This window comes from Collinsella sp. wc0583 (assembly GCF_046116915.1).
Classification (GTDB): domain Bacteria; phylum Actinomycetota; class Coriobacteriia; order Coriobacteriales; family Coriobacteriaceae; genus Collinsella.
The window spans coordinates 1-20,242 of the sequence record NZ_JBJXBN010000004.1 but is presented as its reverse complement, the minus strand read 5'-3'; the positions used below and the strand labels follow the sequence as shown (position 1 = coordinate 20,242).

15 protein-coding genes are annotated in these 20,242 nt (G+C 59.8%); 6 read left to right on the top strand and 9 right to left on the bottom strand.

The window, feature by feature from the left end:
- Positions 1-40: 40 nt before the first annotated feature.
- From ACKUUJ_RS04200 to ACKUUJ_RS04190, 3 genes are all read right to left on the bottom strand, one after another.
- A complete protein-coding gene (locus ACKUUJ_RS04200; protein WP_117746736.1) occupies positions 41-511 on the bottom strand; it encodes a PTS sugar transporter subunit IIB in 471 nt (156 codons plus the stop codon).
- A gap of 43 nt (positions 512-554) precedes the next feature.
- On the bottom strand, positions 555-1,523 hold the full coding sequence (locus tag ACKUUJ_RS04195) for an SIS domain-containing protein (RefSeq protein ID WP_195920042.1): 969 nt from the start codon (positions 1,521-1,523) through the stop codon (positions 555-557).
- A gap of 133 nt (positions 1,524-1,656) precedes the next feature.
- The gene (locus ACKUUJ_RS04190; RefSeq protein ID WP_158554614.1) at positions 1,657-2,373 is read right to left on the bottom strand and encodes a GntR family transcriptional regulator; all 717 of its coding nucleotides are present in this window, start codon (positions 2,371-2,373) and stop codon (positions 1,657-1,659) included.
- A gap of 476 nt (positions 2,374-2,849) precedes the next feature.
- On the opposite strand from ACKUUJ_RS04190, the gene ACKUUJ_RS04185 reads away from it, so the two are divergent.
- Positions 2,850-3,968 (top strand): IS1249 family transposase, encoded by a 1,119-nt coding sequence (locus ACKUUJ_RS04185; RefSeq protein WP_409064756.1) that lies wholly within the window; start codon positions 2,850-2,852, stop codon positions 3,966-3,968.
- Positions 3,969-4,067: 99 nt separating this feature from the next.
- Here the strand turns inward: ACKUUJ_RS04185 and ACKUUJ_RS04180 are convergent, their stop codons facing one another.
- On the bottom strand, positions 4,068-5,573 hold the full coding sequence (locus ACKUUJ_RS04180) for a Sau3AI family type II restriction endonuclease (RefSeq protein ID WP_409064755.1): 1,506 nt from the start codon (positions 5,571-5,573) through the stop codon (positions 4,068-4,070).
- A gap of 142 nt (positions 5,574-5,715) precedes the next feature.
- On the opposite strand from ACKUUJ_RS04180, the gene dcm reads away from it, so the two are divergent.
- Positions 5,716-6,978 carry a DNA (cytosine-5-)-methyltransferase gene (gene dcm, locus ACKUUJ_RS04175; protein ID WP_409064754.1) on the top strand — a complete coding sequence of 421 codons (1,263 nt, stop codon included), beginning with the start codon at positions 5,716-5,718 and terminating at the stop codon, positions 6,976-6,978.
- Positions 6,979-7,103: 125 nt separating this feature from the next.
- Positions 7,104-7,595, top strand: a complete 492-nt coding sequence (locus tag ACKUUJ_RS04170; RefSeq protein WP_409064753.1) for a hypothetical protein — start codon at positions 7,104-7,106, stop codon at positions 7,593-7,595.
- Between the two features lie 100 nt (positions 7,596-7,695).
- On the opposite strand, the gene ACKUUJ_RS04165 is transcribed toward ACKUUJ_RS04170, so the two are convergent.
- Positions 7,696-9,162, bottom strand: a complete 1,467-nt coding sequence (locus ACKUUJ_RS04165) for an ATP-binding protein (protein WP_409064752.1) — start codon at positions 9,160-9,162, stop codon at positions 7,696-7,698.
- Positions 9,163-9,731: 569 nt separating this feature from the next.
- Between ACKUUJ_RS04165 and ACKUUJ_RS04160 the strand changes: the two genes are divergently transcribed.
- Positions 9,732-12,767 (top strand): insulinase family protein, encoded by a 3,036-nt coding sequence (locus ACKUUJ_RS04160; RefSeq protein WP_409064751.1) that lies wholly within the window; start codon positions 9,732-9,734, stop codon positions 12,765-12,767.
- 366 nt (positions 12,768-13,133) lie between these two features.
- Positions 13,134-13,730: a 5-formyltetrahydrofolate cyclo-ligase gene (locus ACKUUJ_RS04155; RefSeq protein ID WP_409064750.1), complete on the top strand. Its 597-nt coding sequence runs from the start codon at positions 13,134-13,136 to the stop codon at positions 13,728-13,730.
- 42 nt (positions 13,731-13,772) lie between these two features.
- On the opposite strand, the gene metA is transcribed toward ACKUUJ_RS04155, so the two are convergent.
- Positions 13,773-14,699 carry a homoserine O-succinyltransferase gene (metA, locus tag ACKUUJ_RS04150; protein WP_035136791.1) on the bottom strand — a complete coding sequence of 309 codons (927 nt, stop codon included), beginning with the start codon at positions 14,697-14,699 and terminating at the stop codon, positions 13,773-13,775.
- 210 nt (positions 14,700-14,909) lie between these two features.
- On the opposite strand from metA, the gene ACKUUJ_RS04145 reads away from it, so the two are divergent.
- A complete protein-coding gene (locus ACKUUJ_RS04145; protein WP_035136789.1) occupies positions 14,910-15,887 on the top strand; it encodes an L-lactate dehydrogenase in 978 nt (325 codons plus the stop codon).
- A 132-nt stretch (positions 15,888-16,019) separates the two neighbouring features.
- On the opposite strand, the gene ACKUUJ_RS04140 is transcribed toward ACKUUJ_RS04145, so the two are convergent.
- The 3 genes from ACKUUJ_RS04140 to ACKUUJ_RS04130 all read right to left on the bottom strand — a co-directional run bounded on the left by ACKUUJ_RS04140 (position 16,020) and on the right by ACKUUJ_RS04130 (position 19,870).
- The gene (locus ACKUUJ_RS04140) at positions 16,020-16,988 is read right to left on the bottom strand and encodes an SIS domain-containing protein (protein ID WP_409064749.1); all 969 of its coding nucleotides are present in this window, start codon (positions 16,986-16,988) and stop codon (positions 16,020-16,022) included.
- A gap of 144 nt (positions 16,989-17,132) precedes the next feature.
- Positions 17,133-17,888, bottom strand: coding sequence for a GntR family transcriptional regulator (locus tag ACKUUJ_RS04135; protein ID WP_409064748.1), 756 nt, complete (start codon positions 17,886-17,888; stop codon positions 17,133-17,135).
- A 2-nt stretch (positions 17,889-17,890) separates the two neighbouring features.
- On the bottom strand, positions 17,891-19,870 hold the full coding sequence (locus ACKUUJ_RS04130) for a RecQ family ATP-dependent DNA helicase (protein ID WP_409064747.1): 1,980 nt from the start codon (positions 19,868-19,870) through the stop codon (positions 17,891-17,893).
- Positions 19,871-20,242: the final 372 nt, after the last annotated feature.

The window sequence follows — 20,242 nt, the reverse complement described above, 5'->3', positions numbered from 1 at the left end:
TCTCCTTTCATTAGCACAAATATCTGGCTGCGCTAAAGGCCTACAGAGCCTCCGCCAGTCGCAATGCCTTATCTCCTGGCAAACTCCGAATTACGATATCGACTCCCGCCTCAACAAGCGCAACAAGGCTCTTCTCTTCGTCCGGAGAAACGTAAACGCACCGACTAATTTGTCGGGTTCCCTCTCTCGGTATGACGTTTCCCAGATTAATTGCCTTAATATCTGGGCACCCTTGAGCGAGAAGGCAAGCATCTTTTACGGTTTTGACGACTATAAACAGACGGTATTTGTCCGTTATGCCACTTCTGATCGCCGCAATCGAATCATCAAGTCCTTTTATTACAAGCTTGCATCCAGAAGGCTTTGCCATTTTCAGTATTGCGCGTTGGGCATCATCTGCAGCAACCTCGTCATTTGCAACAAGAATGCAATCAGCCCCTAATGCAGACAGCCAAGATACGGCAACCTGCCCATGGATAAGTCTCTCATCCACCCTCGTTGCGACGATCATAATTGTCACCCATTCCTAAAAGCGAGTCGATAAAACCAGGCGTTTAATACTCGACATGCCACATATAACGGCGCGTCATCAGATCGTGTTTCCTGATATCCCCGAGTGCAGACAGGAGCCTACGCTGTGCCGCATCAAACACAAAGTGATTGAAGAACTCGCAGACGCTTGCCGGGAATTGATTGATATAGAGCTCCTTCGCATCCAGCACCGTGACGCGGTCGGCATATTCATCAAGGAACTTCTTTGCACGCTCATCGTTGGAACGATTTCGGCCATCACTCATAAACAGAACGAAGGGAGTAGTTCGGTCCACAATCTCAAACGGCCCATGGAAGAACTCGCCGGTATTGATGAGGGGCGCATGGACCCATTGCATCTCCATCAAGCTGCAGATGGAGAAACCATAGCCGACACCCAGGGCAGGGCCGCCAGCAAGCGGTACGATAATCTTATCGTCCTTGTGCGAACGGGCAAATTCTTGCGCGCGGGGCTCGATATAACGAACGACCTCATTCACAACGTCCTGCAACATATCAAACGCCGCGTTAGCGTCATTCAGATACTCATAGCCATCGAAAGCAGAGAGGATCTCAAAGGCGAGCTTGAGAATAGGAGCGGCGTTGCTCTCCATATATTTAGTCTCGGGATTAAAGATTGTGTTAAAGGGGACGTGGTAATCAGCAATCTTGCTCATATTGGCATTGGGATCATGGCAATAGGCAATCGTAATCGCCCCGGCATTCTTCGCGACCTCGGTCGCCACCATGGTCTCGGGGGTTCCCGAGAGCGAGCAGAATACGGCAATGGAGTTCTCATCCAGGGCCTTCGGGGTGGCGTGCACGAATTCGTTACTCGTAATCATCTGTGCGTCGATACCCTTGCCCTCGCGCTGAATCAAGTAGAAGGCCGGATACTGAGCAAGGAGAGACCCTCCGCAAGCCACGAAGTAAACGTTCTTGGGATGGAAATCCTTGGCGAGCAGGTCCTGGACGATTTTCTCTTCTTTCATCGCTACTCCTTTTGTATTAATACATGTCCTACTACATGTATTAATTAGAGAATAATCCACGCTGCAGCGTAGTCAAGAAAAAACTGTCGTTTTCCCGCGAACGGCAGTTTAGAGTCGTAAGCGGCAAGCGCTTCTATGCGTAAAACTGATAAAGACCCGGATCGTCGGCAATGGCATGCTGATCGGCAACATGCAGCGGATGCCCTTCCGAATCTTTAACGAAGGACCTATTGAATAGCAGAGCCGAACCAAGGTCGACCTTGAGGAGCTCAGCGTCTCGATCGTCCGCATAGACAATTCCTATACGACGAGTAAGTTCCCCCGGCATCACGCCATGGCGCTGCAAAAGTTCGTATAAAGACCCTTCGAGATCGTGTTCGGCCAAGAACGCGAAGGAAGCTCGAAAGTAATTGGTTTCGGACAGTACCGGCCTACCATCAGAAAACCTAACGCGACAGAGCTTAAAAGCAGGCGAATTGTCTAGGCCCAGAAATGAAACCACTTCCTTTGGACAATCCGCTTCGAGAGAGGCGGACACAATCCGTGCAGACGGCTCCTTTCCCTGCAATCGGCAAAGATCGGAAAAGCTGACAGAAGAACGTGCATGTCCGTCAGAAGCAGCAGACGTACTCTCGTTATCTGCAACGAATGTGCCTCGCCCATGCTCTTTTACCATCAGGCCTTCATTTACAAGATTCGCCAATGCGTGTCGCAGCGTCACGCGGCTGACGCCAAACTGCTTGCACAAAATCTGTTCTCCCGGGACTTGCTCACCAGGCCCCCAGGCACCCGATTCAATATTCGCCTTTAAACGGTCTTCAACCTGAAGATATAGCGGCTTTTCATCCATCATTACCTCCTGACAGTCTGATACTTGTAATATTACATGTATTGACTTTCCGTCAGCTGCATATACGTCACCATTTTCAAATTAGTTGGAGAAAACCCTTTATAGAAATGAGGAAGTGCGAAGCATAACGCGCCGAGCACGATGTCTACGCGTTCCCCATTGGAGCGCTGCGGGCGTAGGGCGGTGCATCTCAGCTCATTTGATTATCTTGACTGGCAATTTAGTCATCAAAGCTACGGCTCCGCCTCGTCATAGGTAATGGCGAGGCGGAGCCGCGATCAGTAATAGCGGGCTTATAGGACAAAAAGTGTGTCCACGTTGGGGGCATCGGCGCAGGTCGATGCCCCTTTTTCAGCCGTTTAAATTCCGTGCCCGCTTTTAACCGCTCGGACAGAATGTGTGTCCGGTTGCCTATCGTTCCCGCAGGTAGATAACCTTTTCCGGAACCGTTAAATACCCTTTCGGAAGAGGTGCCCATGAAGGCCGTTTATTGCCCCTACTGCGGCGGTCGGACCAAGCGCAACGGCAGGACCTCATCGGGGTCCCAGCGGTGGAGGTGCACGGCCTGCGGCGCGTCGACGACGGTGAGGTACGACGACACGGCGACGAGGCTCGAGGAGTTCCTCGGGTGGCTCCTCTCGAAGGACTCGCAAGCCATGATGCCGGGCGGCGGGCGGTCCTTCAGGCGCAGGACGGCCGAGTTCTGGGAGGTCTGGCCCATGCCCGTCCCCGACGGCGAGCTGCACCGCGTGCTCCACGTCGACGGGATCTGGGTCGCGCGCGACCTCGTGGTGCTCATATGCTGCAGCGGCGAGAGGGTGGTCTCCTGGTACATGGCGAGGTCGGAGAACTCGAGGGCGTGGTCGGCCCTCATGGCGCCGATCCCGGCGCCCGACGTGGTCGTCACCGACGGCGGGAGCGGGTTCGCCAAGGCCGTGCGCGAGACCTGGCCGCGCACCAGGGTCCAGAGGTGCACCTTCCACGCCTTCTCGCAGGTCAAGCGCTACACGACGACGCGGCCGAAGCTCCAGGCGGGGCGCGAGCTCTACCTCATCGCGCGCGACCTCATGGGCATCGAGACGCTGCACCAGGCCGAGCTCTGGGTCGAGCGCTACCTCGACTGGTGCGGGTTCTGGGCCGACTTCCTGGAGGACAGGACCGTGGTGGACGGCAGGAGGGTCTACACCCACGAGAGGCTGAGGCGGGCGCGCTCGTCGCTGTCGTCGCTGGTGTCGGCGGGGACGCTGTTCACCTACCTCGACCCCGCCCTGGCCAAGGCCGGCCCGCTGCCGTCGACCAACAACATGATCGAGGGAGGGGTGAACTCGCAGCTGAGGGCCGTCCTGCGCAACCACCGGGGGCTGACGTCGGTCAAGCGCGTGAAGGCGGTGTTCTGGTGGTGCCACGCGCACTCGGGGGACGCGAGGACGGCGCGCGAGAAGCTCGCCACGATGCCGACCGACGCGGACATCGACTTCCTGTTCAGCGTCTACTCCGCCTCGCCGTCGCGCGAGGACGGAGGGCCGGAGTGGGGCGACAGGGCCGTGTGGGAGGACCTCCACTGCAGGGACCCGTATCCGTTCTGGCTGGATTAATGGATGGAAACGGATGTTCTATCGGGACACACATTTTGTCCTATAAGCCTAATAGCGACGTTACGAACAGAACGCCGTTGAGAATCCCATGCGAAAACGCTACAGCCCCAGAATATGCTCCAGGTAGCCCTTGTTGAACCAGAACGATTGCTTCGTCATCCAACGCCCGTCGGGCAGTTCGTAAGCATTCCTTGCGATGTCACCGATCTCTGTTCCATCGGCAAACTTGTAAGCCGCTTTTGACGTATGCGGACGAACGTGAACAATTGGGTTGTCCGCCATACCGGGCAGATTGTTAGTCACTTTGAGCTTTCCGCTCGCATCCCGATACGGATTGAGCTCAACGCCCTCACGTATTACCTTTCGCGTCTCATCCCAACAAGCTTTCGCAGGGCCTTCGATTTCGTTTTCTCCCATCGCCCAGAACAGACAACGGTCGAGACGCAGCACGCCATCGTGGTCCTCGCGAAACACAACGAAGAAGAAGCGATTGGTCTCAAGGCACGCATGAAAAGGCGACGTTTCCCAGTCTTCCTCGATCAAACGCTTGAACTCAAACGGCGGAAACGACATAGCCTGCTCGATGTGCCCCCTGTTGTTAACTCGAACAGTTCGAACGGAAATGCCTGCCTTGACGAATTCCTCGGCAGCACTGTTTTTGATTCCGAGCATGCGATAGACAAGCGTTGTCCACTGCGCCTTATTGCCCGTGTACTCCAGTCCATACTGTTCGGCAATTTGACGATCGGTCTCACCGTAATGGCGCTCGATAAGTCCAGTTACGTAACTTTCGAAATCGATAGACTTGCCATCGTCCTGAACAATGCTCTCCCCGACTCGCGGAGCACCGAGGACATAAGTATGGAGCACATAGTCCATATACGAGCGCTTGAGGGAAAAGGCGCGACGCTTTGCGCGATGGCGCTCAATCTCACCCGTATCGGTATTGAAGTATTCATAATACTGGTCCGCCCACATTGTGGCCTCAGTTGCGCCCTTCGTGCAAGCACCCAGATAAGTCGTCATGCCTTCTGAAAGCTCGTCCGCACGGCCATCCTGAATATAGGAAATGATCTTCTCGTAGTCGGCGCGAATGATTTTCATGTCTTCTTCGGGAAGACGCACCATGACAGCGCGCTCGATACGCTGGTCATATTTGTCGATAGAACGATCTCGGCCGTAATAAATCAACAGAATATTGCTGAGCTTAGTCTTGAGGTGAGAATTGTCATAGTCGAGCGAAACAGGACGGTCGTAAGGGATCATGGTCAGGACAAGACGCTCACCCGCAGACTTACGGCCATTCTTGAGCACATCGAAACACGTTGCCTTGAGCTCAACGCCCGCCTCGGGAAAATCGGGACGGTCGTCGCTATTGGCCTTGTAGCCAAAGTAGCGCTCCTCGATAAGAGTACCCATACCGCCTTTGTACTTTTTAGAGCCAAAGTCCTTGGGCGCACTCTCCCCTTCCGGGGCAATACCGAGCTCGAGAATATCGCGGAACGTCATGCCGTCGAGATTGGCAGCGTAGCGCTCAATGCTTGAAGGGTCAGAAAAATCAGTATCGTCAAGCATGCGCTTGAAATCTAGGCGCTTCTTGGACACGGGATACCTCCGAAACTCGCAACTAACCCCATAGTAGTTCAGAGCAACTACTAACGCCCAGAAAATTGAGGTCTTGATCTTGTCCCCTCGATCGGCTATTGTTGTGAGCACCATAAACGGACACAGCAGCGATTGGAGAAACGTGTCTGAGATTAATATTGCCGAGCTTTTTGCGGGCGTCGGTGGATTTCGTTTGGGTCTCGAAGGCTATGCCGACCCTCGACATCCCGAGTTTTATATGAAACCAGCCGGCCCCTTCCGCACCATTTGGGCAAATCAATGGGAACCGCCCGGAACCAAGGCGCGTCAGTTCGCGGCCCGTTGCTACATGGATCGCTTCGGCGATGATTCCGTTGTCAACGATGACATTAATAGGGTCTTGGAACAAGCCGAAGCGGGCAAAATCGAAATCCCCAATGTCCAAATGGTCGTTGGCGGCTTCCCCTGTCAAGACTACTCTGTCGCGCGTCCGCTCAATCAGGCACACGGCATCGAAGGAAAGAAGGGTGTCCTCTGGTGGGACATCTATCACTTCCTCGAAATGAAGAAGCCCAAGTTCGGTCTCTTTGAGAACGTCGACCGCCTGCTCAAGTCGCCCGCGTCTCAACGCGGTCGCGACTTCGCCATCATCCTAAGCTGTCTTGCCGACCTCGACTACACGGTCGAATGGCGCGTGGTCAACTCTGCCGAATACGGTTTCCCCCAGCGTCGCAAGCGTGTTTATATCTTCTGCGAAAAGGACGCTGGCAAGGTTGATCTCGTTGACCGCATGCACAACGGCGTCATGGCTAAAGCCTTCCCCGCCATCTATCCCGACGAGATGTCCGAGCTCGACGTTTTACCCGACCCCTACGAGAACTCAACTCGTTTTGGCGTCGGCCAAAAGACCTCTCAATTCAAGAATGCTGGCGTCATGCAGGGCTGTCATGTTCTGACCTGCGACTTTGCCGAAGACTATCACGGTAAGCGCCACGTGCTTGGCGACGTGCTTGTCGACGAAGCTGATGTCCCGGAGCAGTTCTACATCTCCGACGAAAAGCTTCCCGACTGGCGCTACCTTAAGGGCAGCAAGCGCGAAGAGCGCACTAACAAAAAGACAGGCTTTACGTACACGTATTCCGAGGGAGCCATGAGCTTCCCGGATGCCACCGACAAGCCGAGCCGCACCATCCTCACAGGAGAAGGCGGCACGGGAGCGAGCCGCTTCAAGCACGTCATCGAATGTCCCGATGGCCGTTTCCGCCGTCTTGTTCCCGACGAGCTCGATCAGCTTCAGGGATTCCCGAAAGGTTGGACCGATACGGGCATGACCGACGGCCATCGGGCCTTCTGCATGGGCAACGCACTCGTCACCGGCGTGCCCCATCGCATTGGCGAAGCTATGGTCGAAGTGTACGGCCTCTAAGGCAAGCAATCCGGAGCCGGCAGTTCACGCTGTCGACTCCGTTTTTCCACCCCACTCACCTGTATACTGATGTAGCACGTGTTTCATCCGGGCTTGTTGGGCCGGGTCGTTCATGGGAGGGTCTTATGGCTGCTTCGAATCCGCCTAAGGGGAGCGTTTCTTCTTCGTCCATCAAGCCGGTTACGCGCAAGGCCGTGCGCTGCCAGCGCGAGGTCGCCTGGCTTATCACGCAGGCAGCGGGCAGGCTTGTGGCGACCACCCAGAACGTCAATGCGCCTACGCCGAGCTTTGTGTTAGCGGCGGCGCTGGATTTTGTGCGCCAATTGGAGCTTGCCGCGCAGGATGCCAACGGCCACCTCGACTACCAGAACGTTATGGCGCCCGATCTGCAAACGTTCTGTCACATGGCCAAGTTGCCTGCCGCGCCCAATGCGCTTTCGGACGCAGGCTACATGTTTACGCTCTCGGGCGCGGACCTTATCCGCGACATCTATGCATACTGCAGCGAGCTCGCCGAGCGCAGCGTCTTTGGCACGGCTGAAGTCAAACCGGGAAATGTCATCAAGCTGGTTCTTAGGCTGTTCTTGATAGACGGGTTCGGGGCCATGCCGGCGTAAGCCGAGTCTTTAGCATCACCGTCGACTGGGCAACAACCGCTTTACCTTAGTGGGCGCCAATCGAGGGTCGATTATTGAGTCGCCTCGTCCACTAACGCATTTATTCCACGCGCTCTGACAGTCGATATTTGCGGTTGCGGCTTGTCGACGGCGCCGTGGGCTCAAGCTCGCCTTGAGCAATGAGCGCGTTGACGCGCGACCTAACCTGGGAAATTGTAAGCCCTGTGTGCTCTGCCAGCTCGCGCGTCCCCAGCTCGCCGTAGTGTTTGAGTGCCGTCACAATTAAGCCCCCGCCATGATCGACCGGCTCGATCTTTGAACGGTAAAGTACGACCTTGAACCGATCGAACCCCGGGCAGAACAGGGGCTCGGCCAGACCATGCGCGCGCATGGCATCGATCATCATCGGGATGCCCGAGCCATTGCCCTCAGCCGGCGAACCTGCGCCATCCGGCAGCGGGACAATCGACATGAGCTTCACAAGCGTCGCGTTACGGCATCGGGAGCTGCCGTCAAACAAGTTCTCGCGAGTCTTTCCCCCGTAAAGGCCGCCAGGATTCGTCACCTCGACACGATCGTCAAAGACGTCGACGGTAATCGATTGTCCACAGAACCGATCCCCGTATTCTCGATGGATTACGGCGTTGGCGATTGCCTCGCGCAGAACCTCCTCGGGAATCTCCAGCGAGTCGACACGCGAGACGCCTTGGACGGTCGAGGTTCGCCGCAAATTCTTGGCGACGGCCGCGACGGCATCCGAGATCATCTCGCCCAACGTTCCCTCACAGATTGTGCGGTCCATGAACCTCAGCGATCCCGCCGTGCCTTTCCGGGTCCCCGCATAGACAGCCATGTCGATAAAGAGCTTGGGATAAAACTGCTGAGGGTAGGTGCCCGCAACTAGGAGTCCAGCCTTGGTAACATTGCCCTGGGAATCAAGGAAATTTAGGCGCTCCAGCTTCGTTTGTTTGTCCGGCGCGCCGCGCATTGCCCGAGGCGTCAACGAGAAAGCCCGATCTATCGTACGGTCGACCAGCGCCTCGTCGAGATCGTCCGCGCCCGCGCCCGCCACCGCGTCGCGATCGCTCGGAGTCGCTCGACCGTATGACGCCAATGCGAGCACCTCGGTCGACGAAAGCGGGACATCTTTGTCATCGATGCGTTTGTAGCTGCCACCTTGAGCGCCCCGCTCTATGACATAACAAGGCTTGCTCGACGGGTCGAGCTCCTCAATCGTGATGACCAGAACCACGGTGCCCTGGAGCTCCACGCGCTCAATGGTGTATTTGGGCGGATTGGCCAGCTTTCCGCGACCGCCCGCATCACCCATGCCCGCCACGAATTGGTTGAGCACTTTCTCGGTCTCAAAGTTTGCAACTGGGACAAAACCCGCGCGCTCGCTCACTCCGAGCACGATGATGCCGCCGGCGGTGTTTGCGAAAGCGCTGACCGTTTCCCATACGTCGCGGGAAAGCGTTGTGGCGCTCTCCTTGACCTCGACGTTAAGATCGTCCGAGCCCATGCGCCTTAAAGACTCGAGCAGACCGGTCAGTTCGTTTTCGTTCATCTGCACGTCCTTTCGCTCGGTTCTGCGAAGAATGCCGCGAATGAATTTCCTTCGTCTCTCAGTTATCTCTCGTAATTATCTCTCATCTTTCTGTTATCTCTCATATTAGAGATGAGTGAGAGATAAAAGATAAGATGTCTGCCATCTGTTTCATATAAACATGTTTTTGCTGGTAGAACAATCGGTATTGAGATAATACCATGATTGCTTGTCTCTTTGCTGCTCAGTTATCTCTCATATTTATCTCTCGTCTTTCTGTTATCTCTCGTATTCGTGACGAATGAGAGATGAGAGATGTGCGGGCGGCGGATGAGCGTGGATTTTGGACGGTCGGGAAATGAGGGTGGATATTTGGACGGTATTTGGGCGTTTTGAGGCTGATTCCGTCCGAAAATCCACTCTCATTCGATAGGCGTCCAAGTTTCCACGCTCGCGCGGCGGGCACGCGGGGCCTTTACCCAATCCGCTGGCATCGTCTCCAGTTCGCCGCAGAGCCGCGGCCCCATATGGGTATACTCTCGTGGATTCGACTCGATTCGCCCCCGCTGGGGCGTCAAAGGAGACTGCATATGCCCACCACCTCAACCGACCCGCGCGCCGCAGCCGCTGCACTGCTGGTGCCCGGCACTACCTGCCACGGCTTTGCCGTCGAGCGCCGCGAGACCGTGCCCGAGCTCGACTCGGACGCTTACGTGCTGCGACACACTGCCTCGGGCGCTCGCCTGCTGTACCTGGCGTGCGACGACGAAAACAAGGCCTTTGCCATTGGCTTTAAGACGCCGCCGGCCGATTCCACCGGCGTGTTCCATATTCTTGAGCACTCGGTGCTGTGCGGATCGGCCAAGTTTCCCGTCAAGGAGCCGTTTGTCGACCTGATCAAGAGCTCCATGCAGACGTTCCTCAACGCCATGACCTACCCCGACAAGACCATCTACCCCGTTGCCACCACCAACGAGCAGGATCTGTACAACCTGATGGACGTGTACCTGGACGCGGTGTTCAACCCGGCCATCTATACCAAGCCCACCATTTTTGAGCAGGAGGGCTGGCACTACGAACTGGACCTGCCGGAGGGCGACGGCGACAGCAGCGCCGCGAGCCTGCACGAGGGCACGCTGCGTTATAACGGCGTGGTGTTCAACGAGATGAAGGGCGCGCTGTCCGATCCCATGAGCGTGCTGGACGATGCCGTCAACGCCGCGCTCTATCCCGACACCGCCTATGCGCACGAGAGCGGCGGCGACCCGCGCGCGATTCCCGCGCTCACCTACGAGCAGTTCCTGGACACGCACGCGCGACACTACAATCCCTCCAACTCCTACATCACGCTCTACGGCGACCTGGACGTGGACCGCGCACTGGCCTTTTTGGACGAGCGCTATCTGTCGCAGCCGAGTGCCGCGAGCCGCCGCATGGACGCTGCCGTTGCCGCCGGCGAGGACCCGTCCACGCTGGCGCCCAATCCGTTGGACGCGCAGGCGCCCGTGACCTGCGAGTACAAGCGCATCGAGATGGCCACCACACCCGAGAACGCCCTGGTGGGCCTGGGCCTTGTGCTGGGCAGCGCGCTCGACCGCAAGCGCACGATCGCGGCGGATATCCTGTTCGAGGCGCTGCTGGGCTCCAACGAAGCGCCGGTTAAGAAGGCCATTCTGGCCGCCGGCCTGGGCGGCAACGTGGTGAGCTACACCGCGGCCGAGAGCCTGCAGCCCTACGAGCTCATCATGCTGCAAAACGCACAGCCCGGTGTGGCGCGCGAGCTGCGTCGCGTGTTCCAGGACGCCTGCCGCGACCTGTGCGAGCACGGAGTTCCGCGCGAGCGTCTGGAAGCCATCATCAGCAGCAACGAGTACGACCTGCGCCAGCGTGACTATGGCATCGCCGACGGCGTGGCCATTGCGTGCGACGCGCTGAGCACCTGGCTCTACGATGACGACGCCGCGACGCTGGCGCTCAAGTACGGCCCGGTGTACGGGGAGCTGCGTAGCGAGCTGGACGGCAGCTATTTTGAGGACCTGCTGCGCGAGCTGGTGCTGGAAAACGACCACATGGCACTGGTCGAGCTGGTGCCGGTGGACGCCGCCGAGGGTTCGGAGGGTGCCGAGGCCGCCGAGCTGGCAGCCAAGCGCGATGCCATGACCGATGCCGAGCTGACCGACGTGGTCGAGCGCACGGCCGCGCTGCGTGCCGCGCAGGAGGCGGAAGACACACCCGAGGCCAAGGCCACGCTGCCGCGCCTGCGCGTGTCCGACATTGGCGAGGCGCGCCCCGAGCCGCCACTGATCGTGGACACGACCGTGCCCATCCCCTGCCTGCGCCACGGCATCCCCACCAACCGTCTGGCCTACGCCATGCAGTATTTCGACCTGAACTGCGTCGCGTTTGAGGACCTGCCCTATGTGACACTGCTCTGCCGCCTGCTTAAGCAGCTGCCCACGCGCGAGCACTCGGCCGAGGAACTCGACAACTTGCTCGCTGGCAAGCTCGGCTTTTTGAGCTTTACGACCGAGGTCATGACGCAGCCCGAAGTGGACGGCGTGCGCCCCTACCTGCTGGTGAGCGCCGGCGCCCTGTCCGAGAAAATCGATGCGCTGGCGAGTCTGCCGCGCGAGGTATGGTCGAGCACGCTTTTGGCAGATGCCGACGCCGACCGCGTGCGCGACGTGCTCACACAGATTCGCATTGGGCTTGAGCAGGGCTTTATCAACAACGGCCACTCGGCGGCGCTCGGTCGCGCGATGAGCTACAGCTCGCCTTCGGCCGTGGTGCGCGAGCAGCTTTCGGGCGTGGACTTCTATCTGTTCCTGCGCGACCTGCTCGACCACTTTGACGAGCGCGTGAACGGGTTGCGTACCAAGCTTGCCGAGCTGGCAGGCCGCATCTTTGTGGCCGATGGCTGCCTGGCGAGCTTTACCGGCAGCGACGAGGACTTTAACGCATACTGGGCCGCCGCGGGCGACCTGGAGCTGGGCGCTGGCGACGGCGCCGATGCCGGCCGCAACGCGCTCGTGGTGCCGACGCCGTGCGACCGCCACGAGGCCTTTGTCATCCCCAGCGACATCTGTTTTGCGGCAAGCGCGTGCGACCCGCGTCGCTTGGGCATCGACGTGACGGGCGCCTGGGCGGTTGCCGCCAACGCGCTCTCCTACGACTATCTGTGGAACGAGATCCGCGTTAAGGGCGGCGCGTACGGCTGCGGATTCCGCGCGGCCGGCGAGCGTCAGGCGGCGTTCTACACCTACCGCGACCCGGCAATCGACCCCTCGATTGAGCGCGTGGCGCGCGCGGGCGAATGGCTCGGCAGCTTTGATCCCGACGAGGCCGCCTTTGAGGGCTTTATCGTGAGCTGCGTGAGCGGCATGGACGCGCCGGTGAAGCCGTACGCGCTCACCAAGCGCCGCAACACGACCTACCTGGCCGGGCTCGATCCGCATGCGCGCGAGGAGCGCCGCACCCAGATGCTCGCCGCCACGCCCGGTGAGCTTCGCTCGCTCGGCGCCGACGTAACGCGCATCGCAGCCGAGTCACCCACCTGCGTCTTTGGCGGCCGCGACGTCATCGCCAAGAGCAACGCCGGCTTCAACGTCATCGACCTGCTGGGCTAAGGCACAAAGGTAGATTTTTAGGACATGCCTGAAAATCGACCTTTTTCTGCGGCTTGGGCGAGGCGGCGCAGCCCACCGCGGCGGTTTGTCTCGATCTGTAACATCTAGACGGCAATATCGGCTCCAGATGTTACAGATCGAGACGTTCCCGAACGGCACCAGCTCTTTGTCTCAATCTGTAACATCTAAGTCCAATTTTGCCGAGTTACTGTTACAGATCGAGACAAACCGCCGCAGACACCCATCACAGCACAGACCACCACGAAGGTGCATGTATCCCCTTCGTGGTTGTTTTGCTGTTTGCCCAGATAAAACCTGCCAAAATAAACCTGTCCCTTTTTGGCAGGTTTGCTAGAGGAGGTTGGGATGGACAAGGCTAAATTGCGGCGAGCGGTGATTGCCCGGCGCGATGCGATTGATTTGGATGTGCGGGCGGCGAAGTCTGCCGTTATCTGTGCGCGGCTTGTTGAGCGACTGGGTCGCTCGGATCCCGCGGCACCGCACACCGTTGCCGTCTATGCCGCGATGGGTTCCGAAGTCAATCCTGCCGCGTTTGCCGCTGCGGCCGCCGTGCGCGGCCGGCGCGTAGCCTATCCGTGCATGCTCTCGGCAGCCGAAGCCACAGCTTGTGGCCAGCGCATGTGCATGCGGGCAGTTGCTGTCGACGATGCGTCCGCGGCTCCGTTTATCGCCCACCCCACGCGGGCCTTCACGGCCATGGACATCGACAGCGACCGCTTCCCTATCGTGCCTGCCGATGTTCTCGACATGATCGTCGTGCCGCTCGTGGCCTTCGACCAAACCGGCGCGCGCCTGGGCTACGGCGGCGGTTGCTATGACCGCTATCTGCCCATGCTCTCGCCCGCATGCCAAATCATCGGCATCGCCTTTGACGAGCAGCGTGTCGACCGCGTTCCCACCGACGCTCACGACCTGCCGCTACCCCACATCATCAGCGCCTAATCGCCGCCATATCAGCCACGGCTACAGCAGTACCATCGCAGCCTAGTGCTCCTCGCCGGCGCGGGCCAGGTCGTAGGGCGTGGTCTGGTAGACGTAGTAGTTGAGCCAGTTGGTGTAGAACAGCTGAGCTTGGCTGCGCCAGACGTTGCGCGGCTCGGCGGAGGGGTCGTCGCCCGGGAAGTAATGCGCCGGCACCTCCGGGTTGAGCCCGCGCTTCACATCGCGCTCGTACTCCAGGCGCAGCGTATCGGTGTCGTACTCGGGATGGCCAAAGACAAAGAAGCGACGGCTGTCGGTCGACTTGACGATGTACAGGCCCACCTCGTCGGACACGGCCACGACCTCAAGCTGCGGCTCGGCCTCCACGTCCTCGCGGCGCACATCGGTGTTGCGCGAATGCACGGCATAGAAACGGTCGTCGAAGCCGCGGACCAGCGGGCTTTGCGGCTTCACCAGATAATGCTCGAACACGCCGCTCGCCTTTGCCGGCAGGTCATACTTCTGGATACCGTAATGATGGTACAGACCGGCCTGTGCGCCCCAACAAATGTGCAGCGTAGAGTGTACGTGCGTGGTAGACCAGTCCATGATCTGGCAGAGCTCGGGCCAGTAGTCGACCTCTTCGAACGGCATCTGTTCCACCGGGGCGCCCGTGATAATCAGGCCGTCGTAGTGGATGTCGCGGATGTCGTCGAACGTGCGGTAGAACGTCTCCAGGTGGCCGGCGCTCACGTGCGTGGCCTCGTGTGTTTTGGTGCGCAGCAGGTCCACCTCCACCTGCAGCGGCGTGTTGGAGAGCTTGCGCATGATCTGCGTCTCGGTAGCGATTTTGGTGGGCATGAGGTTGAGGATGAGCACGCGCAGCGGACGGATGTCCTGGTGCAGCGCCCGGTACTCGGTCATGACAAAGATGTTCTCGCTCTCGAGCTGCGCGGCGGCAGGGAGGGCGTCGGGGATGCGAATGGGCATGGATGCTCCTTACGAGTCAGTTGCAGCTATGGTACAACGACCAGCGCCATCCGCGCGAGCACATCGCCCAGCGATACCGTCAGCGGCCCAAATCGCTCCAAAAGTAGAGATTAAGGCATGCCCAAAAATCTATAGCGCTTTAGCCTAGCAAAGTGGCAACAGGACGCTACAATGGTTCGACGCGAAAAACTCGGCCGAAAGGATACATATATGTACCAGACGCGTAAGATCGGTGTGGTCGGCCAGGGCCACGTAGGAGCACATGTCGCCAACAGCCTGCTCATGCAGGGCATTGCCGATGAGCTGTACCTGTGCGATATCAACGAGGCCAAGGTGACGTCCGAGGTCCAGGACCTGCGCGACTCCCTTTCGTTTGTCCCGTACAACACCAAGATCGTCAACTGCTACGACCACTACGAGGAACTTGCCTGCTGCGACGTCATCGTCAACGCCGCCGGCAAGGTCGCGCTGGCCGCCGGCAACCGCGACGGCGAGCTGTTCTTTACCACCGACGCCGCCCGCACCTTTGCCAAGCGCATCGTCGACGCCGGCTTTGACGGCATCTTCGTGAGCATCTCCAACCCCTGCGACGTCGTGTGCACCGAGCTGTGGCACCTGACCGGCTACGATCCCAAGAAGATCATCGGCTCGGGCTGCGGTCTGGACTCCGCCCGTCTGCGCACCGAGATCTCCAAGAAGGTCGGCGTGAGCCCCAAGTCCATCGACGCCTACATGATCGGCGAGCACGGCTTTAGCCAGCTGGCCGCCTTTAAGGCCGCAACCATCGCCGGCAAGAGCCTCAACGAGCTTCAGGCCGAGAACCCCGACAAGTACGCCTTCGACCACATGGAGGTCGAGGAGCTTGCACGCAAGGGCGGCTATGTGACCTACCAGGGCAAGCAGTGCACCGAGTACGCCGTCGCCAACTCCGCCGCGCGCGTCTGCGCCGCCGTTCTGCACAACGAGCACGCCGTGCTTTCCGCCTCCACGCTCATGACCGGCCAGTATGGCGAGGAGGGCATCTTCACCTCCCTGCCGTGCGTGATCGGCGCCGAGGGCGTCGAGGAGGTCTACACGCTCGACCTTTCCGAGTATGAGCTCGAGGGCTTCCACAAGAGCTGCCAGCACATCCGCGACAACATCGCCCAGCTCGACTGGTGGGAAGCCGAGGCATACGACGCCAAGTAAGCGTCGGTTGCCGCGACACCTCGTGAATCTAAGCGCAATACCAAGCGGGCTGCGTCGGAAATCCCCGGCGCGGCCCGCTTTTTGACTCAAACGACACGCTTGCGAATCGAAGGTGAATGCTTTTCCCGTTACCTAGTACTGCTCGATGCCCATGTAGCGACGAATCTCGGGGCTGTGGTCGAACACCTTTCCGCGGGCGGCGCGCAGCTCGCAGCTCATGTTGTAGAAGAAGATCGGCTCCAGGTACGAACGCACGCTGGCAGGCACGTCACCCACGCCGTACTCGAGCGCATCGAGCACCATGACGGTATCGGTGTGCGTGTTGAGGAACGCAAGAGCGCGCTCCTCCATGGGGCGGCACTCGCCCGATCCGAGCTGCACAAAGTAGAACACGCCGGGCTCGGTGGCTTCGAACGGGCCATGGAAGTACTCGCCGGAGTGGATGTAGCAGCAGTGCTGCCACTGCATCTCCATGAGCGAGCAAATCGCCATGGCATAGGTCTGGCTAAAGTTGGGGCCGGAGCCCAGGATATAGAAGAACTTGTGCTGCTGGCAGAGCTCGGCAAAGCGGGCGCCCAGCTCGGCGCTGACCTTCTCACGGGCGGCGGGCAGCAGCGCATCCATCTGCTTGAGGCCCTCATACATGTCGGCGAGTGACTCGTAGCCTTCCTGCTGGTCGAGCAACTCGGCGGCGATCAGAGCGCCAATGCCCTGCGGCACCTCAGCCTGCGACACGCCCTCACCCCACGGATAGACCCAGGTAGTCCACTTGCCGTTGTCGATCTTTGAGCCCTCGCAGTCGGTAAGGGCAATGACCTCGGCACCGGCGGCCAGCGCCATCTCGCAGCCGTCGACGACCTCCTGCGTGTTGCCGCTGTGGCTGCAGGCGATGACGAGCGACTTCTCGCCAAGACTCTTGGGAGCCATCAGGCAAAACTCGCGCGCCGTGTAGACCGTCGAGGTAAACGTGGTGGCCTCACGCTTGAGCAGCTCGTTGGCCGGCATGAGATCGATCATCGAACCGCCGCAAGCGATCCAAAAGACGTTCTCGATCTTGCCCTTGCGCTCGATGATTTCCTGAACCAGATCATGTGCGTTCATGCTGATGCTCCTCCTTGTGGGACGGCTTTGAACGACGACAGCTCGTACCTGCTGTCATTCTATGTTGTCCTATTTATAGCACGTGTAACAACGCCCGTGAAGTCATCTCAGCAAATTTGTTCTATGTTGTTCTATCTGTGGACGTTAGATGTCGAAGACGTAGCGCGAGCCCACGATCTTTTGGCGGCCGAGCAGTAGAGGGCGCCCGCCGGCGTCGGTAAAGTAGGCCTCCATATAGAAGAGAGGCTCGCCGACCGGCACCTCCAGCAGCGGGGCCGTCTGAGTATCGGCAAGCGCAATCTCCACGGTGCAGGGGTCGGACTTGAGCGGCGCGCGACCCGAATGCTCGGCAACGAGCGCAAAGATTGAGTTATCGGTGAGGTCCTCGTCGGCCAGCGTCTGCAGGTAGGGATGGTCGGCAAGCACAAAGGCGTTGTTCTCGAGCATGACGGGGATGCTGTCGGCCGTGCGCACGCGCTCGACCACGATAAGCTCGCAGCCGGGCTCCACGCCAAAGAACGCCGCATCCTCGTGCGTCGCCGCGACCACCGTGCGCGACACCAGACGCGCACCCGGCACCATGTCGTTGGCAGCACAACCCTCAGTAAAGCTCTGGACGTCACCCTTCTGGCGAATCTTGCGCTTGAGCTTGGGGGCGCACACAAACGTGCCCCTCCCCTGCTGGCGGTTGAGATACCCCGCGCGCGACAACTCCTCGATGGCACGGCGCACGGTGATGCGCCCCACGCCGTAGGACTTCGCGAGCTCCATCTCGGCAGGGATGCGCGAGCCGGCGGGGTACACGCCGCGCGCGATCTCGCCCTTTAGGTCGACCATGACCTGCTGGTACAGCGGCACGGCGGGCACGTCAGTGCGGTCGGTTTTATCGTCGAATGCCATCGTTACACTCCATCCCGCGCATGCTCGGACTCAAATTCTTCAATCGCCGCCATAAACTGCTCGCCAAAGGCGTCGGCTTTTTTCTCGCCAATGCCGTTGACCTGGATCAGCTCCTCGCGCGTCTGCGGACGCAGGCGGCACAGGCCGCGCAGGGCCTTGTCGGAAAAGACCATATACGGCGCCATCTCCAGCTCGGTCGAGATCTCCTTGCGGAGGGCACGCAGGCGCTCGAACAGCTCGGTATCGTCGCCAACGCGCGGGCGCTGATCCAGCTCGGCCTCCTCGCGCAGCAGATCGACGGCGCGGCGGGCGCGGGCCGAGGCCTTGCGCTTGGACGCGCGACGCTTAACGGTAAAGGCGAACGCCTCGTCCTCGACCTCGCCGGCACGCGGACCCAGTCCCACGACCGGGTACTGCCCCTGCGAGGTGGCCAGATAACCGCGGCCGCACAGCTGGCCGATGATGTCCTTGATGCGCCCGACCGATTCGCTCGACAGCTCACCGTAGCCGCGGTCCTCGTCCAGATGCATCTGGCGAATGCGCTCGGTGTTGCCGCCATGGAGCACGTCGGCGACCAGCGATTTGCCAAAGCGCATGGGGCGCGTGGCCACATAGCGCACGGCGGCGCGGGCCATATCGGTGACGTCCTCGACCTCGAACTGCGTGAGGCAGTTGCTACAGTTGCCGCAGCCCTCGGCGTCGTCTGTGGTGCCGCCCGCAGCAGCCGCAACCGCATGCTCGGCCGCGGCTTCGTCGCCAAAGTAGCGCAGCATGTATTCGCGCAGGCAGCCGGTGGTATTGCAGTAGCCCTCCATCTGGCTGAGCAGGCGATAACGGTTCTGGAGCGCCCACGCGCGCTGCTCGTCGTCAAGCGCCTCGTCGGCCGCATCGCCGCGGTCGATCAAAAAGCGCCGCATGCGGAAATCGTTACCGTTCCACAGCAGATGGCAGCTGGCCGGGTCGCCATCTCGGCCGGCGCGACCCGCCTCTTGGTAGTAGGCCTCGATGCTCTCGGGCACGTTGTTGTGAATCACGTAACGCACGTTGGGCTTGTCGATGCCCATGCCAAAGGCGTTGGTGGCAACCATCACCTGGATGTCGTCGTCGATAAAGGCACGCTGGCTCTGGCGGCGGGCGTCGTTGCCCATGCCGGCATGGTAGCGCCCCACACGAATGCCGCTGGGGCCCAGTGCCTCGGCAAGCTCCGCGGCCAGCGCATCGACCGTCTTGCGAGTCGAGCAATACACGATGCCGCTCTCGCTCGAATGCGCGATCACATAGTCGCGCACCCACGCGGCCTTGGCCTTGTCGCCCATCTCCTCGCAGCCAAAGTAGAGGTTCTTGCGATCGAAGCCCGTCACCACGGTCGCGGGGTTTTGCAGTCCGAGCATCTGCTGAATGTCCGCGCGCACGCGCTCAGTCGCCGTGGCGGTAAAGGCCGCCACGATGGGGCGCTGCGGCAGGGAATCGATGAACTCGCGAATCTGCAGGTAGGCGGGGCGGAAATCCTGGCCCCATTGGCTCACGCAGTGGGCCTCGTCAATAGCCACGAGCGGCACGCCAATGCCGGCGGAACCCGCGGCCTCCTGGGCAAAGGCTAAAAAGCGCGGCTCGAGCAGGCGCTCGGGCGCCACGTACATAAGCTGGTAGCGGCCCTCGCGCGCCCGCTTGAGCACGGTGTTTTGCTGGGCCGGAGTAAGACTGGAGTTGAGATAGCTGGGTCGCGCACCCGCCGCGAGCAACGCGCGGGTCTGGTCCTCCATAAGCGACAGCAGCGGACTCACCACAAAGGTAATGCCGGGCAGCATAAGCGCGGGCACCTGGTAGCAAATGGACTTGCCGGCGCCCGTGGGCATAACACCCAGCGCATCGCGACCGGCAAGGATCGCATCGACCATGCGGTCCTGCCCCGGGCGAAACGAGGTGTAGCCAAAATAGGCGCCGAGCGTGTCAAGCGCCATCTGCTGCATGCTATCGGTCATGGTTTCCTAACGTCCAAGTCATCTGCCGCCGATTATACGCCGCCACGCGGACCGGCGTCGCCCGGCTGCCGACCACGGGCAATACGATCCAAGGCGGGCAACCGTGGATTTTCGGACACTTGCCAAACGAGCGTGGATAATCTCCCACTTTGAGACCGTCACCGAGCCAAAAACGGGAGATTATCCACGCTCATTCTGCAGGTAGTCATTGGGGACGTTCTTGAATGACTAGTCGTTTAAGAACGTCCCCAATGACCATCTTGACAAGCGCGAAAACGTTGCCGGTTGAGCATAAGTCAGACACTATGACCCAATCCAGGGGCACGGAAACGACAGGAGCCCCCGCTCGTGACCGCGGGTCGGGGCTGCGAC